The organism is Collimonas sp. GW821-FHT07E08 (genome assembly GCF_059418905.1).
The window spans coordinates 114953-131303 of sequence record NZ_JBWKQR010000009.1; the positions used below are offsets into that span (position 1 = coordinate 114953).

A 16351-nucleotide genomic window follows, 5' to 3' on the forward strand; every position below is an offset into this window, starting at 1 on the left:
ACTTCCGTGCAGGGGCAAGAGGCCGAAAGCATTTATAATGCAGGGTTTTGGCAACAAATATTCCGGTCACTTCAATGAAGGTATTTCGCGGACTTCCCAACGCCGAATCGCGCGCGCCTTGCGCGCTCACCATCGGCAACTTTGACGGCGTGCATCGCGGCCACCAGGTGCTGCTCGCGCACGTCCGCAAGGCTGCCACCGAGCTGGGGCTGGATGCCGCGGTAATGACGTTCGAGCCGCACCCGCGCGAGTTTTTTGCGCAACGCGCCGGCCAGCCGGGCAATATGCCGACCCGTGTCGCCAACCTGCGCGACAAGCTGCAGTCGCTGTCCCAGGCTGGCATAGACCGCGTGATCGTCGAACATTTCAACGCCAGCTTTGCCGCCATGTCGCCCCAGGATTTCATTGAGAAAGTACTGGTTGAGGGCTTGCATGTGAAATGGCTGATGGTCGGCGAAGATTTCTGCTTCGGCGCCCGCCGCGCCGGCAATATCGCGACCTTGATCGAGGCCGGCAAGAAATACGGTTTCCAGGTCGAGACCCTGCCAACCGTCATGAACGACGGCGCGCGGGTATCGTCGTCGGCGGTGCGCGCGGCGCTGGCGGCCGGCGATTTCAGCCACGCACGGGCGCTGCTGGGCCATCCGTACTCCATCTCGGGGCATGTGGTGCATGGCAAGAAGCTCGGCCGCACCATCGGCTTCCCGACCCTGAACCTGCGCGTCAACCATAAACTGCCGGCGCTGTCCGGCATCTTCGTGGTCAACGTCCATGGCCTGGCCGACCGGCCTTTGCCGGCGGTCGCCAGCATCGGCATCCGCCCCACCGTGGACGACAGCGGCCGGGTGCTGCTGGAAAGTTATATCCTCGACTTTACCGGCGATTGCTACGGCAAGCTGATACAGGTCGAGTTTTTGCAAAAACTGCGCGACGAAGAGAAATATGTCGATTTGCCGACCCTGACCGCCGCGATTACGCGCGATGTCAGCAATGCACGCGCGTATTTCCGCCAGCATGGCCAGCACGACATGTCGGCGGTGTCGGCCACCGACCGAATTTGACGCTGTCAGCAACTCCTCGCGCTCTGCCTGCGCTTATGCCTGCATATGCGCCGGCTCCACAGAATTCCACTGAAGAAAATTATGTCCGACCAGACCAGCAAACCAGAAAACGATAAACCGGCGAAACCGCAAGGCAAGCCGCAAAATAAGCCGCAAAGCAAATACCCGGTCAACATGACCGAGACGCCTTTCCCCATGCGCGGCGATCTCGCCAAGCGCGAGCCGCAATGGGTCAAGCAGTGGCAGGAAAAGAAAGTCTACGAACGTATCCGCAAAGCTTCCAAGGGCCGCCCGAAATTCATCCTGCATGACGGCCCGCCCTACGCCAACGGCGAGATCCACCTGGGCCACGCCGTCAACAAGATCCTCAAGGACATGATCGTCAAGGCCCGCAACATGGCCGGCTTCGATGCGCCTTACGTGCCGGGCTGGGATTGCCACGGCATGCCGATCGAGATCCAGATCGAAAAGAAATACGGCAAGAACCTGCCGGTGGCCGAAGTGCAGTCGAAAGCGCGCGCTTACGCCAATGAACAGATCGACCTGCAACGAAAAGACTTTATCCGCCTCGGCGTGCTGGGCGAATGGGACAATCCGTATTTGACCATGGCCTTCGGCAATGAAGCCGACGAGCTGCGCGCCCTTGGCGCCATCCTGGAAAAAGGTTATGTGTACCGCGGCCTGAAACCGGTCAACTGGTGCTTCGACTGCGGTTCGGCCCTGGCTGAAGCAGAAGTGGAATACCAGGACAAGCGCGATCCGTCGATCGACGTCGGCTTCCCGTTCGCCGAGCCCGAAAAACTGGCTGCGGCCTTCGGTCTGCCATCGCTGCCGACCAATAAAGGCTATGCGGTGATCTGGACCACCACGCCATGGACCATCCCGTCCAACCAGGCGCTCAACGTCCATCCGGAAGTCGACTATGCGCTGGTGCAGACCGCGCGCAACGGCGAAGCGCTGCTGCTGATCCTGGCGCAGGACCTGGTCGAAGACGCGCTGCAGCGTTTCGGCCTCGAAGGCAAAACCATCGCCACCTGCAAAGGCGAAGCACTGGCCCTGATCAATTTCAAACATCCGCTGGCCGACAGCGATCCAGGCTATAACCGCCTGTCGCCGGTCTACCTGGGCGACTACGTCACCACCGACAGCGGCACCGGCATCGTGCACTCGGCGCCTGCCTACGGCATCGAAGACTTCATCTCCTGCAAGGCGCATGGCATGAAGGACGACGACATCATCAGCCCGGTCATGGGCGACGGCAAGTTCGCGTCCTGGCTGCCGTTCTTTGCCGGCATGACCATCTGGGAAGCGTCCAAGCCGATCTGCGCCAAGCTGGAAGAAGCCGGCGCGCTGTTCAAGCTGGTCATGTTCGACCACAGCTACATGCATTGCTGGCGCCATAAGACGCCGATCATCTACCGCGCTACGTCGCAATGGTTCGCCAGCATGGACAACCTGCCGAAGGACGGCCACCCGAGCCTGCGCGCAACCGCCCTGCAAGCGATCGAGGACACGGCCTTCTTCCCTGCCTGGGGCAAGGCGCGCCTGCACGGCATGATCGCCAACCGTCCCGACTGGACCCTGTCGCGCCAGCGCCAATGGGGTGTGCCGATGGCTTTCTTCGTGCACAAGGAAAGCGGCCAGCTGCATCCGCGCACGCCTGAACTGCTGGAACAGATCGCGCAGCGCGTCGAGCAGAGCGGGATCGAAGCCTGGCAGGCGCTGGATCCGAAAGAACTGCTGGGCGACGACGCCGTCAACTATGTCAAGAACAGGGACACGCTGGATGTCTGGTTCGATTCCGGCTCTACCCACCAGACGGTATTGCGCGGTTCGCACGCCAGCCAGCTGCAGTTCCCGGCCGACCTCTACCTGGAAGGCTCGGACCAGCATCGCGGCTGGTTCCACTCCTCGTTGCTGACCTCGGCCATGCTGAATGGCCGCGCGCCGTACAACGCGCTGTTGACGCACGGTTTCGTGGTCGACGGCGAAGGCCGCAAGATGTCGAAGTCGCTGAAGAACGGCGTCGAGCCGCAAAAGGTGGCCGACTCGCTGGGCGCGGAAATCCTGCGCCTGTGGGTTGCCTCCAGCGACTATTCCGGCGAAATCACCATCTCCGAAGAGATCCTCAAGCGCGTGACGGAATCGTACCGCCGCATCCGCAACACCTTGCGCTTCCTGCTGGCCAACACCTCGGACTTCAATCCGGCAACCGATGCGGTGCCGATCGCCGAGCTGCTGGAAATCGACCGCTATGCGATCGCCAGCATGGCGCAGCTGCAGGCCGACATCCTGAATCACTACGAGGCCTACGAATTCCATCCGGTGATCTCGAAGCTGCAGATGTACTGCTCGGAAGACCTCGGCGGCTTCTATCTCGATATCCTGAAAGACCGCCTGTACACCAGCGGCGTCAACTCGCCGGCGCGCCGCTCCGCGCAAACCGCGATCTGGCATATCACCCAAGCCCTGCTACGGGTGATGGCGCCGACGCTGTCGTTCACGGCGGAAGAAGCCTGGTCGTTCTTCGCCAGCCCGGAAGCGTTTGCCGCCAGCGATGAAACCATTTTCACGCAGACCTATTACACGCTGCCGGAAATCAGCGGCGCCGCGGCCCTGATCGAGAAATTCAACGCCATACGCGCGGTACGCGCCGACGTCACCAAGCAGCTGGAAGAAGTGCGGGTGGCAGGCGGCATCGGTTCTTCGCTGCAGGCCGAGGTGGAAATCAAGGCGGCCCCGGCCAAGCATGCGCTGCTCGGCAGCCTGGGCGACGACCTGAAATTTGTCTTGATCACCTCCAGCGCCACAGTGTCCGAAGTGGCGACGGAAGCCGAAGAAACGATCGTGGTCACGCCGTCGGCGCAGCAGAAATGCGAACGCTGCTGGCATTACCGGGCCGACGTCGGCAGCCACCCGGAACATCCGGGCCTGTGCGGACGCTGCGTCGCCAACCTGTTCGGCAGCGGCGAAGACCGGCATTTTGCTTAAGCGATGAAGTAGATTAACCAGGCGCGGCCTGCAATCGGCTACAAGCTTGCAGGCTGCGCATTTTGCCACATAGTTAAGAATCGACATGGCCACAAAAAAACGCTCTTCCGCTTCATCTTCTTCCAGCTACGGCCTGGCGCCATGGCTGGCTATCGCCGCGCTGGTGCTGCTGATCGACCAGCTGACCAAGATCACCATCGTGCGCCTGTTCAGCTACGGCGAATCGCAGCCGGTGACTTCCTTCTTCAACCTGGTGCTGGTGTATAACAAGGGCGCCGCGTTCAGCTTCCTGTCCACCGAATCGGGCTGGCAACGCTATTTCTTCACTGCGCTCGGCATCGCCGCCGCGCTGTTCATCACTTTCCTGCTGAAACGCCATGCCGGACAACGCATGTTCTGCACTGCGCTGGCGCTGATCCTGGGCGGCGCCATCGGCAACGTGGTCGACCGCATCGCCTACGGCCACGTGATCGATTTCCTCGACATCTACGTGCGCAACTGGCACTGGCCGGCTTTCAATATCGCCGATAGCGCGATCTGCGTCGGTGCGGTATTGTTTGTCATTGACGAGCTGCGGCGCGTAAACAAGTAAGCAAGCAAGTAGCCAATACATAACGTTTCCAGGAGCAGGTATGGATCTCGCTGGTAAAAAAATCGTGCTGGGACTGACCGGCGGCATCGCCTGCTACAAGGCGGCCGAATTCGCGCGCGCGCTGATCAAGGCCGGCGCTTCGGTGCAGGTGGTGATGACCGCGGCGGCAACCCACTTCATTACCCCAGTCACCATGCAGGGCTTGTCGGGCAAGCCGGTGTTTACCGACCAATGGGATGCGCGCATCGGCAACAACATGCCGCACATCGACCTCACCCGCGACGCCGACGCCATCGTGATCGTGCCCTGCTCCGCCGATTTCATCTTCAAGCTGGCGCATGGCGCCTGCGACGACTTGCTGTCGACGCTATGCGTAGCGCGCCCGGCGATGCTGCCCTTGCTGGTAGCGCCGGCGATGAATGTCGAGATGTGGCAAAACGCGGCAACCCAGCGCAACCTGGCGCAACTGCTGGCCGACGGCATACAGCTGCTCGGCCCTGACGCCGGCGAACAGGCTTGCGGCGAAGTCGGCATGGGCCGCATGCTGGAAGCCCATGAGCTGCTGACGGAAGTAGTCGCCTCATTCCAGCCCAAGCTGCTGAAAGGCAAACGCCTGCTGCTGACCGCCGGCCCGACTTTCGAACCGATAGATCCGGTGCGCGGCATCACCAATCTCTCATCCGGGAAAATGGGCTACGCCGTGGCCCGCGCTGCTTACGAGGCGGGCGCCGAAGTCACCCTGGTATCCGGCCCGACCGCGCTTGCCACGCCCTACGGCGTGCGCCGCATCAGCGTCCAGACCGCGCAGCAGATGCACGATATCGTGATGGCGCAGCTGGCCGGCGCCGACAGCCGCACCGATATCTTCGTCGCCGTTGCGGCGGTAGCCGACTGGCGGGTAGCCAACGCCAGCCCGCAGAAACTGAAAAAGAATGCCGACGGCAGCGCGCCCGAACTGGTGTTCGAGCAAAATCCCGATATCCTGGCAGCAGTTGCAGCATTGCCGAAAGCGCCTTACTGTGTCGGTTTTGCGGCCGAATCGGAAAACCTGCTGCAATATGGCGAGGCCAAGCGGCTGCGGAAAAACGTGCCGCTATTGGTGGGCAATATCGGCCATGACACGTTTGGCAAGGACGATAACCAGCTGGTATTGTTTGACGCCAGCGGCCACACCAACCTGCCGCGCGCCGGCAAGCAGCAGCTGGCGCGCCAGCTGATTGCAGCAATCGCCGATCGTCTTGTTTAGCGCCTGCATGCCGCTGCCGGTTTCAACGCCGGCGGCTTGCATCGAAAAATCCGCAGTAGCTTGATGAACACCGGGCGGGATGATTCCTGCCATGCCTGTTGCACCAGCCTCTATTATTTCACTTATAGATTGTTACAAAATTCAATGAATATCATCGACGTCAAAATTCTCGACCCGCGCATGCAAGACCAGCTGCCAGCCTACGCCACCGAAGGCAGTGCAGGCCTCGACCTGCGCGCCTGCCTGGATGCCGCGCTGACGATCAAACCCGGTGAAACCCACCTGATCCCGACCGGCCTGGCGATCCACATCGGCGACCCGGCTTACGCAGCGATGATCCTGCCGCGCAGCGGCCTCGGCCATAAACACGGCATCGTGCTGGGGAACCTGGTGGGCCTGATCGACTCTGATTACCAGGGTCAGCTGATGGTTTCAACCTGGAACCGCGGAACGACCGAATTTACCCTTAACCCGATGGACCGGCTGGCGCAATTGATCATCGTGCCTGTAGCACGTGTCCGTTTTAATGTCGTAGCCGATTTCGAGAGCAGCGAACGCGGCGCAGGCGGCTTCGGCAGCACCGGAAAACATTGATGGAGAAATTGATGAGATTGACGCGTAACAATGGATGGCAGGGAGTCAGGCGCTGTGCAACGCTAACACTGCCAGTGCTGTTGCTGGCAGCCTGTGCCATCCAGGAGCCTGCAGGCACCCAGCCGCAAACCGTGCCAGTCCCTTCCAAGCCCGCCGTGCCTGCACCGCCGCCGCAACAGGCGGAATTGAAAGCCTTGATCGGCTTGCAAGACCGTTTGTACGACGTCGCCGCGCCTTTGCTGGTGAACAATGCGCTGCTGTGCCGGAACAATGCGCGCAACCTGCTGGGTTTCACCGCCAAGACAAAATATTCCTATACCTCTGAATTCATTGACGCGGCGAGCTCTCTCGGCCTGAGCGACCAGCTGCAAGTGACCGGCGTGCTGGCCGGCAGCGGCGCCGCCAAGGTCGGCCTGCAGCGCGGCGACCTGCTGGTCAGCATCCAGGACAAGCCGGTGCCGACCGGCGCCGACGCCGAGCGCCAGACTGCCTTGCTGCTCGGTCCGCTGGTCAACGGCCGCAACAGCATCAAGGTCGCCATTGCGCGCAACGGCGGCAACCAGGTCCTGAACATCCCGCTGACCCGTGCTTGCGCCTTCGGCATCGAACTGGGCAATACCGAGAATGTGATCAGCTATGCTGACGGCCGGCGTGTGCTGATCAGCAGCGGCATGATGAAATACACCAAGAGCGACGATGAGCTGGCGCTGGTGATCGCCAAGGAAATGGCGCACAACACGCTGACCCACCCATCGCGCCAGCGCAATACCGCCACCATGACCGGTGTCATCGACAACCTGATCCGCCTCAAGCCGGACACCGCCGCGCTGAACGGCATGGCCGGCGTCAAGCCTTACCCGCAGCAACTGGATGCGGCGGCCGACAAGCTGTCGCTGTACATGGTTGCGCGCGCCGGCTACAAGGTCGACGATGCCGCGGCTTTCTGGCAGCGGCTGGCGAGCAGCTACCCGGCCAGCGTGCTCAACGGTTATACCGCGATCCATCCCGGCACGGACTATCGCCTGTCGGCGATCCAGCAGGCGGTTTCGGATATCCAGGCCAAGCAGGCGACCGGAACCACCATACAGCCATGACCAAACGCTCCATCGTTGCGGCGATGGAGCGCCTCCCAATGCCGAATGCAGCGGCGACCATAAAAAAAGCCTGAATCACTTGCGTGCGTTCAGGCTTTTTCAACATGCCAGGCAAATGCCCGGCAGTATCGGCTTGCTTATTCGACTTCGACAGTTTCTTCAGGGGCCGCAGGCGAGGACGAATCCTTTTCTGCAAAGTCCAGGCTGATCAGGTCCTTGTCGTCGAGATCGACAGTTACGCGGCCACCAGTCACCAGCTTGCCGAACAACAGTTCGTCAGCCAGCGCCTTGCGGATCATGTCCTGGATCAGGCGTGCCATCGGCCGCGCGCCCATCAGCGGGTCGAAGCCCTTCTTGGCCAGGAACTTGCGCAAGTTTTCGGTGAAGATCGCTTCCACTTTCTTCTCGTGCAGCTGCTCTTCCAGCTGCATCAGGAACTTGTCGACCACGCGCAGGATGACTTCTTCGTCCAGTGCATGGAAGCTGATGATGGAATCGATGCGGTTACGGAATTCCGGCGTAAACATACGCTTGATATCCGCCATCTCATCGCCGGCTTCTTTCTTGTCGGTAAAGCCGATCGAACGTTTTTGCAGGCTTTCCGCGCCGGCATTGGTGGTCATGATGATGATCACGTTGCGGAAATCCGCCTTGCGTCCGTTATTGTCGGTCAATGCGCCGTGGTCCATCACTTGCAGCAGGATATTGAAAATGTCCGGGTGGGCTTTTTCGATTTCATCCAGCAGCAGCACCGCATGCGGCTTCTTGGTCACGGCCTCGGTCAGCAGACCGCCCTGGTCGAACCCGACATAACCCGGCGGCGCGCCAATCAGGCGGCTCACCGCATGACGCTCCATGTATTCGGACATGTCGAAACGGATCAGGTCGATGCCGAGGATGAACGCCAGCTGCTTGGCCACCTCGGTCTTGCCGACGCCGGTCGGACCGGAGAACAGGAAGGAGCCGATCGGGCGGTCGGTCTTGCCCAGGCCGGCGCGCGCCATCTTGATCGCCGACGCCAGGGCGTCGATCGCCGGATCCTGGCCGAACACCACATTGCGCAAATCGCGGTCTATGGTTTGCAGCTTGCTGCGGTCGTCCTGGTTGACCGACTGCGGCGGAATCCGCGCAATCTTGGCGATGATGTCTTCGATCTCGCCCTTGCCGATCGTCTTTTTCTGCTTCGACTTCGGCAGGATGCGCTGCGCCGCGCCGGCTTCATCGATCACGTCGATGGCCTTGTCCGGCAGATGGCGGTCGTTGATGAAACGCGCCGCCAGTTCAGCCGCGCTGGTGAGCGCGGAGGCCGAATACTTGACGCCGTGGTGTTCTTCAAAGCGCGATTTCAGGCCGCGCAGGATTTGCACGGTTTGCTCTACCGTCGGCTCGTTGACGTCGATTTTCTGGAAACGGCGCGACAAGGCATGGTCTTTTTCAAACACGCCGCGGAATTCGGTGTAAGTGGTCGCACCGATGCATTTCAGCTGGCCGCTGGACAAAGCCGGTTTCAGCAGGTTCGATGCATCCAGCGTGCCGCCCGAGGCGGAACCGGCGCCGATGATGGTGTGGATTTCATCGATGAACAGGATGCCGTTCGGACTGTCTTTCAGCTGCTTGAGCACCGCTTTCAGGCGCTGCTCGAAATCGCCGCGGTACTTGGTGCCGGCCAGCAGCGAACCCATGTCGAGCGAATAGACGATCGCGCTTTGCAGGATTTCAGGGACGTCGCCCTGGGTGATGCGCCATGCCAGCCCTTCCGCAATCGCGGTCTTGCCGACGCCGGCTTCGCCGACCAGCAGAGGATTGTTCTTGCGGCGCCGGCACAAGGTCTGGATCACGCGTTCGACCTCGTACTCGCGGCCGATCAGCGGATCGATCTTGCCTTCGGCCGCCAGCTTGTTCAGGTTTTGCGTGAACTGGTCAAGCGGACTTTCCTTGGCCTGGCCTTCGGCCTGCACTTCTTCCGCACCTTCGGAAGATTTCTGCGCGTCGGCCTGCTGGTCCTTGCGCACCCCGTGCGAGATGAAATTCACCACGTCGAGCCGCGTCACGCCTTGCTGGTGCAGGTAATACACCGCGTGCGAATCCTTTTCGCCGAAGATGGCGACCAGCACGTTGGCGCCGGTCACTTCCTTCTTGCCGTTGGAAGCCGATTGCACATGCATGATGGCGCGCTGGATCACGCGCTGAAAACCAAGGGTCGGCTGGGTGTCCACTTCATTCGAACCCGGCACCGTCGGTGTGTTGTCGCCAATGAAGATGGTCAGCGTCTTGCGCATATCATCAATGTTGACCGCACACGCACGCAGCACCTCTGCCGCGGACGGGTTGTCTAGCAGAGCCAGCAGCAGGTGTTCAACCGTGATGAACTCGTGCCTTGCTTGTCGTGCCTCGACAAACGCCATGTGCAAACTTACTTCCAGTTCCTGCGCAATCATGCTTCCTCCATCATGCATTGCAGGGGATGCCCTGCTTTGCGTGCGTGCGTTAATACCAGTTCAACCTTGGTGGAAGCGATATCTTTCGGATATACCCCACACATGCCTTTGCCATCGCGATGCACCTTCAACATTATCTGCGTTGCGGCTTCACGATCCTTGTTGAAGTATTCCTGCAGGATGGCGACCACGAACTCCATTGGAGTGTAGTCGTCATTGAGCAAAAATACTTGATACATGGGGGGCGGCTTGAGCTTTTGCTCTTGTCGCGTCGCTACTGTCCCGTCTTCGTGCTTGGTTACCATGCGCCTATTCTAAAACCTTCCGCCAAATGCGCAACGCGCGACACAGAATAAAATATTGCTTATAACGATATTACGCGTTTTCCGATTGCTATGCAGATGACGATAGAAGAGATTAAATCAAGAGCAAAAAAACGGCCGAAACCAGAAAATTAATTGCACAAAGGAAATTACTTGACTTTTTTATTTTTAACGCGAACAATGACATTCATTGATAAGCATGTTTCAGCTTGTTAATAGAAGTGAGCAAGTTCTAGAAGGGGCAGCGTTACGCGAGGCTTCTTGCTTTTACGGCTCGTGTGATTGTTATTATTTGAAAGACGCTATTTTATGGCAACAGGTACAGTCAAGTGGTTCAACGATTCTAAGGGCTTCGGCTTTATCACTCCGGATGACGGCGGTGAAGATTTGTTTGCACACTTTTCCGCAATCCAGATGAACGGCTTCAAGACCCTCAAAGAAGGTCAAAAAGTCCAGTTCGAAGTCACGCAAGGCCCTAAAGGCAAGCAAGCTTCTAACATCCAAGCTCCTTAATTTCGCTTTGCGTCATTAAGCCGCGTTTGTAAAAAACCTCACCGTGGTGAGGTTTTTTTATAGGTACGGCCTGCAACAGCACAAAAAAAAGCCAGGACACGTCCTGGCTTTTTTGCAAAAACGACAAAATTACATGTTTTCGATCAGCACTTCACCGAAACCGGAGCAGGAAACCTGGGTTGCGCCTTCCATCAGGCGGGCGAAGTCGTAGGTGACCTTTTTCGAGGTAATCGACTTTTGCATCGATTCGATGATCAGGTCAGCAGCTTCGACCCAGCCCATGTGGCGCAGCATCATTTCCGCCGACAGGATCAGCGAACCCGGGTTGACGTAGTCCTTGCCTGCATACTTAGGCGCAGTACCGTGGGTTGCTTCAAACATCGCAACCGAATCCGACAGGTTGGCGCCCGGCGCAATGCCGATGCCGCCGACTTGTGCCGCCAGGGCGTCGGAAATGTAGTCGCCGTTCAGGTTCAGGGTGGCGATCACGCTGTATTCGTTCGGACGCAGCAGGATTTGTTGCAGGAATGCATCAGCGATCGAATCCTTGACGATGATTTCGCGGCCAGTCTTCGGGTTCTTGAATTTCGCCCATGGGCCGCCGTCGATCAGCTCGGCGCCGAATTCCTTTTGCGCCAGGGCATATGCCCAGTCACGGAAGCCGCCTTCGGTGAACTTCATGATATTGCCCTTGTGGACAATAGTCACGGATGGCTTGTCGTTGTCGATAGCGTACTGGATCGCCTTGCGCACCAGGCGCTCGGTGCCTTCACGCGAAACCGGCTTGACGCCGATGCCGGAGGTGCCAGGGAAACGGATCTTCTTGACGCCCATTTCCTTGATCAGGAATTCGATCAGTTTCTTGGCGCCGTCGCTGCCTTCCTGCCATTCGATACCGGCGTAGATGTCTTCCGAGTTTTCGCGGAAAATCACCATGTCGGTCTTTTCCGGCTCACGCACCGGCGAAGGCACGCCCTTGAAATAACGCACCGGGCGCAGGCAGACGTACAGGTCCAGCTCTTGGCGCAGGGCCACGTTCAGGGAACGGATGCCGCCGCCGACCGGCGTGGTCAACGGGCCTTTGATCGAAACGACGTAATCCTTGATTGCAGCCAGGGTCTCTTCCGGCAGCCAGACGTCAGGACCGTACACTTTGGTCGACTTTTCGCCGGCGAACACTTCCATCCAGCTGATCTTGCGCTTGCCTGCATATGCCTTGGACACCGCGGCGTCCACAACCTTGATCATGACCGGGCTGATATCGACGCCGGTGCCATCGCCTTCGATGTAAGGAATGATCGGATTGTCAGGGACGTTGATCGAAAAATCGGCGTTGACGGTGATTTTTTTGCCTTCAGCAGGCACTTTGATATGTTGGGACATCTGTGTACTCCGGAGTTGAGGAGGTAAAAACTACCAGTGCGGTTGGATTTGAAACACGGTCGGTCTTATATAAGACATAAGACAAGCATTCCATATTATGCACTAGTATTTTACTAGACGCCATGTTTTTGCGACACCCGCACCGTGCTTCCTCCATGGCGAAGCACTATACTAGCGCCATGTCCCTGATTCTGTTCAACAAACCATTTCAAGTGATGTGCCAGTTCTCGGCCCATCCCGGCCGCCCTACGCTGGCCGACTACATCAAGATCCCCGATATCTACCCGGCCGGACGGCTCGATGCCGATAGTGAAGGATTATTGTTGCTTACCGATGACGGCCAGCTGCAGCACAACATCAGCCATCCAGCGGCGAAGCAGCCCAAGACTTACATGGCGCAAGTCGAAGGCTTGCCGACCGAGGCCCTGCTGGAGCGCTTGCGGCATGGCGTCGATCTCGGCGACTTCCGCAGCAAGCCGTGCCAGGTGCGCCAGATCGAAGCGCCCGACTGGCTATGGCCGCGCGATCCGCCGATCCGCCAGCGCCAGGACAAACCCACCAGCTGGCTGGCGCTGACCCTGACCGAAGGCAAGAACCGCCAGGTGCGGCGCATGACGGCGGCGGTGGGATTGCCGACCTTGCGCCTGGTGCGGGTGGCGATCGGGCAGGTGTCGCTGCAAAGCCATCCGCTGTGGCCGGGCGAGTCGCTGGCGATCGATCCCGCCGACCTGACCACCTTGAGGAAGTAGCAGTCGATACAAATTGATACAAGTTTCTGGTCTTTTTAAAAAAGAGTGTCAACCATACGTTTCCGAGGGTCGTTAATTGCAGTGATTCAAGTGAATCATCGATTGATTAACTCGCTAACTGAATGGATTTGAAAATGAAAAAACTGATCGCTGCTCTGATTGCTGGCCTGTTCGCTTCTTCCGTTTTCGCTGCCGACGCAGCCCCAGCTGCTCCTGCAGCACCTGCTGCCGCTTCCGCTGAAGCATCGGCGCCTGCAGCCAAGAAGACCACGCACAAAGTCAAGAAGGCTAAGAAAGCCGCTAAAGCAAAAGCTGCAAAAGCTGAAGCTCCAGCAGCCGACGCTGCTCCTGCTGCCAAGTAATTCCGGCATCAGTTTCGACAAAAGGCAGGCGCGTCCTGCCTTTTTTTACGTCCTGAAACAATTAATATCCGCAGCCGGCGCCCCTCTGCCGATTTGCCTCTCTGTATAATCTCCCGATCCTAAAGGAGCATTATCGACATGAGAAAAATTCGCCCAGCCTACCTCGCAACCACCGCCGCCCTCATCGCAAGCCTCGCCGCAGCCGTACTGCCGGCAGCGGCCCAGGAAATCCAGCAGCTCCCGGTCACTCCCCTGAATATCGGCATCCATGTGATCAAGGCCGAAGTGGCGCGCAGCGAAGAACAGCGCGAACAAGGCCTCATGTTCCGCAAGAAAATGGGCGCCAACGAAGGCATGGTGTTTGTGTTCGAGACTCCTGCGGGCATCTGCATGTGGATGAAGAACACCCTGATTCCGCTGTCGGTGGCATTCATCGACGCCAAAGGCGCGATCCTGAACGTCGAGGAAATGAAGGCGCAGACACTGGATTCCCATTGCGCCCAAGGCGCGGCATCTTATGCGCTGGAGATGAACAAGGGCTGGTTCAAGGAAAAGAACATCAAGCCCGGCACCGTGATCCAGGGTTTGCCGCAGCTGTAGACAAGCAGGAGAAAAGCAGCGGCTAGACGCCGCTGCCCGCAGACGGGGCAAAAAACAAAGCAGAAAAACCCTGCATGACATGCGTCATGCAGGGTTTTTCTTGATCCGGCAACAACTCAGTAAAAAGCGCCAGCCTGGCCAGCGCTCAATTACTTGCTATTAAGCAGCCAGTGCTTTCAGAGCAGCGTTCAGACGGCTCTTATGGCGCGCAGCCTTGTTCTTGTGGATGATTTTCTTGTCCGCGATACGATCGATAGTCGATACGGAGTTTTGCAGGACCAGCGCTGCTGCAGCCTTGTCGCCGCCAGTGATTGCCTTGCGGGCAGCTTTGATAGCTGTGCGCAGGGTCGAACGCTGGCTGGAGTTGTGCAGGTTTTGCTGAACTGCTTGACGAGCACGCTTACGTGCTTGTGCGGTATTTGCCATTTATATTTCCTAAAACGAGGTCGGGAATGCTAACGCGGCAAACCAGACCGCGGCGCAGAATTCTGTAAAGCCACGGATTATAACCAGTTTTTGGGAAACAGGCAAACCCCCTCTTGCTTTGGAAGCAATTCTGTCGCAAGAAAGCAGCGTTGCCAGAGTGGCAAGCCGATATTATGATCGCCACGGGAACGATCCAGCCAGGACTTTATCACAGTCAGTGTTTGCCGGAGGCAAGCCAAACCCGGTGCCAACTCTCGCTTCTCCACCTCCTGAGAAAGCTGCGGCAGGCGATCTGCTCCAGCTATAATGCCGCTCCATGAACTTGCATAAAACGCTTGCCACCGTCTCTGGCATGACCATGGTGTCGCGTGTGACGGGCCTGATTCGCGAAATCCTGTACGCGCGCGCATTCGGCGCCGACGGTTATACAGACGCCTTCGCCATCGCTTTCCGCATTCCCAACCTGTTGCGCCGGCTGTTTGCCGAAGGGGCTTTTTCACAGGCGTTCGTGCCCATCCTGGGCGAATACAAGAACCAGAAAGGCGAAGCCGCGACCAAAGAACTGGTCGACCACGTCGCCACCGTGCTGACCTGGGCCATGCTGTTTACCTGCATCATCGGCATCCTGGCCACCCCGGTGCTGGTGTATTTCATCGCCACCGGCCTGAAAGACAACAAGGAAATATTCGACGCCTCGGTATTCATGACCCGGATCATGTTCCCTTACATCGGTTTCATGTCCTTTGTAGCGCTGGCCGGCGGCATCCTGAATACCTGGCATGAATTCAAGATCCCGGCCTTCACCTCGGTGCTGCTCAACCTGGCTTTCATCGTCGCTTCGCTGTTCGTTGCGCCTTATATGCAGCACCCTATCTATGCAATGGCGTTTGCGGTGCTGGTCGGCGGCGTGCTGCAAGTGGCGATCCAGGTGCCGGCGCTGCTCAAGGTCGGCATGCTGCCGCGGATTGCGCTCAGTCCCATGGCCGGCTTGCGCGACCTGGGCGTGCAACGGGTGCTGAAAAAAATGGGGCCGGCGGTGTTTGCGGTGTCGGCCGCCCAGCTCAGCCTGCTGATCAACACCAACATCGCCTCGCGCCTGGGACATGGCAGCGTGTCTTTACTCACCTACGGCGATCGCCTGATGGAGTTTCCGACAGCACTGCTGGGCGTGGCGCTCGGCACCATCCTGCTGCCTAGCCTGTCAAAAGCCAATGCAGACAAAGACCATGGCGAGTATTCATCGCTGCTGGACTGGGGACTGCGCCTGACCTTCCTGCTGGCGCTGCCGTCCGCGGTCGGCCTGGCAACCTTGTCAGTGCCGTTGACGGCAACCCTGTTCCAGCACGGCAAATTCGACGCCGCTTCGGTGGCCGTCACCAGCCAGGTGCTGATTGCCTATGGCGTGGGCCTGATCGGCCTGATCGTCGTGAAGATCCTGGCTCCCGGTTTTTATGCCAAGCAAGATATCCGCACGCCGGTCAAGATTGCCGTCGGTGTATTGATCGCCACACAATTGATGAACTACCTGTTCGTGCCGGTGTTCGCAGTGGCCGGCCTGGCGCTGTCGATCAGCGTCGGCGCCTGCCTCAACGCCGGGTTCCTGCTGTGGAGCCTGATGCGGCGCGGCATCTACAAGCCGGAAGCTGGCTGGATCCGCTATTTCATACGCCTGCTGGGCGCCCTGTTCCTGATGGCCGCAGTTGCGCTGTGGTGCGGCCAGCAATTCGACTGGACCGGCCCGCACACCAGCTCCCTGGCGCGCATTGCCGCCCTGTGCGTAGTGTTGGCTGCCTGTGGCACTACTTACTTTGGAGCACTATTGGCGATGGGATTCCGATTCCGCGATTTCAAGCGGATTGCGCGTTAACTGGATCGCACAGTAGAAAATAGTTTGCCAGTGCAGTGTTTCGCGATAAGGGAGCTTCAGAAATGGTGTATTTTTGTGTCAGGCTAGACGCAAACCGGAGCGATAGTACAAC

Annotated in this window: 15 protein-coding genes; 11 read left to right on the forward strand and 4 right to left on the reverse strand. The window is 58.8% G+C overall.

Annotation, left to right across the window (positions count from 1 at the left end; translation table 11 throughout):
• Positions 1 to 74: 74 nt before the first annotated feature.
• From AC07RZ_RS13380 to AC07RZ_RS13405, 6 genes are all read left to right on the forward strand, one after another.
• Entirely contained in the window at positions 75 to 1061 is a 987-nt protein-coding gene (locus AC07RZ_RS13380) for a bifunctional riboflavin kinase/FAD synthetase (protein ID WP_144739176.1), read from the forward strand.
• Between the two features lie 81 nt (positions 1062 to 1142).
• The gene (ileS, locus tag AC07RZ_RS13385) at positions 1143 to 4052 is read left to right on the forward strand and encodes an isoleucine--tRNA ligase (protein ID WP_494668261.1); all 2910 of its coding nucleotides are present in this window, start codon (positions 1143 to 1145) and stop codon (positions 4050 to 4052) included.
• 85 nt (positions 4053 to 4137) lie between these two features.
• A complete protein-coding gene (lspA, locus tag AC07RZ_RS13390; RefSeq protein WP_092401226.1) occupies positions 4138 to 4644 on the forward strand; it encodes a signal peptidase II in 507 nt (168 codons plus the stop codon).
• Between the two features lie 40 nt (positions 4645 to 4684).
• Positions 4685 to 5890, forward strand: coding sequence for a bifunctional phosphopantothenoylcysteine decarboxylase/phosphopantothenate--cysteine ligase CoaBC (gene coaBC, locus AC07RZ_RS13395; protein ID WP_494668262.1), 1206 nt, complete (start codon positions 4685 to 4687; stop codon positions 5888 to 5890).
• A gap of 144 nt (positions 5891 to 6034) precedes the next feature.
• Complete coding sequence (gene dut, locus AC07RZ_RS13400; RefSeq protein ID WP_092401233.1) at positions 6035 to 6484, forward strand: dUTP diphosphatase; 450 nt, start codon at positions 6035 to 6037, stop codon at positions 6482 to 6484.
• The gene (locus AC07RZ_RS13405; RefSeq protein WP_494668263.1) at positions 6484 to 7578 is read left to right on the forward strand and encodes a M48 family metalloprotease; all 1095 of its coding nucleotides are present in this window, start codon (positions 6484 to 6486) and stop codon (positions 7576 to 7578) included. Before dut ends, AC07RZ_RS13405 begins: the two co-directional genes overlap by 1 nt.
• Before the next feature lie 137 nt (positions 7579 to 7715).
• Here AC07RZ_RS13405 and clpA read toward each other — a convergent pair whose 3' ends face one another.
• Together clpA and clpS are read right to left on the reverse strand one after the other, a co-directional pair.
• Entirely contained in the window at positions 7716 to 10016 is a 2301-nt protein-coding gene (clpA, locus tag AC07RZ_RS13410; RefSeq protein ID WP_144739180.1) for an ATP-dependent Clp protease ATP-binding subunit ClpA, read from the reverse strand.
• Entirely contained in the window at positions 10013 to 10321 is a 309-nt protein-coding gene (gene clpS, locus AC07RZ_RS13415; RefSeq protein WP_014007243.1) for an ATP-dependent Clp protease adapter ClpS, read from the reverse strand. The genes clpA and clpS overlap by 4 nt, the downstream gene beginning before the upstream one ends.
• Before the next feature lie 327 nt (positions 10322 to 10648).
• Between clpS and cspE the strand changes: the two genes are divergently transcribed.
• Positions 10649 to 10852, forward strand: a complete 204-nt coding sequence (cspE, locus tag AC07RZ_RS13420) for a transcription antiterminator/RNA stability regulator CspE (RefSeq protein ID WP_009665919.1) — start codon at positions 10649 to 10651, stop codon at positions 10850 to 10852.
• Positions 10853 to 10981: 129 nt separating this feature from the next.
• On the opposite strand, the gene icd is transcribed toward cspE, so the two are convergent.
• Positions 10982 to 12235 (reverse strand): NADP-dependent isocitrate dehydrogenase, encoded by a 1254-nt coding sequence (gene icd / locus AC07RZ_RS13425; protein WP_494668264.1) that lies wholly within the window; start codon positions 12233 to 12235, stop codon positions 10982 to 10984.
• Positions 12236 to 12414: 179 nt separating this feature from the next.
• Between icd and AC07RZ_RS13430 the strand changes: the two genes are divergently transcribed.
• The 3 genes from AC07RZ_RS13430 (at position 12415) to AC07RZ_RS13440 (ending at position 13946) form a co-directional block, all read left to right on the forward strand.
• On the forward strand, positions 12415 to 12984 hold the full coding sequence (locus tag AC07RZ_RS13430) for a pseudouridine synthase (protein WP_144739182.1): 570 nt from the start codon (positions 12415 to 12417) through the stop codon (positions 12982 to 12984).
• 134 nt (positions 12985 to 13118) lie between these two features.
• Entirely contained in the window at positions 13119 to 13346 is a 228-nt protein-coding gene (locus AC07RZ_RS13435; protein WP_494668265.1) for a hypothetical protein, read from the forward strand.
• A gap of 138 nt (positions 13347 to 13484) precedes the next feature.
• On the forward strand, positions 13485 to 13946 hold the full coding sequence (locus AC07RZ_RS13440) for a DUF192 domain-containing protein (RefSeq protein WP_494668266.1): 462 nt from the start codon (positions 13485 to 13487) through the stop codon (positions 13944 to 13946).
• Between the two features lie 159 nt (positions 13947 to 14105).
• Here the strand turns inward: AC07RZ_RS13440 and rpsT are convergent, their stop codons facing one another.
• Entirely contained in the window at positions 14106 to 14372 is a 267-nt protein-coding gene (gene rpsT / locus AC07RZ_RS13445; protein ID WP_092401247.1) for a 30S ribosomal protein S20, read from the reverse strand.
• 316 nt (positions 14373 to 14688) lie between these two features.
• Between rpsT and murJ the strand changes: the two genes are divergently transcribed.
• Positions 14689 to 16239, forward strand: coding sequence for a murein biosynthesis integral membrane protein MurJ (gene murJ / locus AC07RZ_RS13450; protein ID WP_494668267.1), 1551 nt, complete (start codon positions 14689 to 14691; stop codon positions 16237 to 16239).
• The last annotated feature ends 112 nt before the right edge of the window (positions 16240 to 16351 follow it).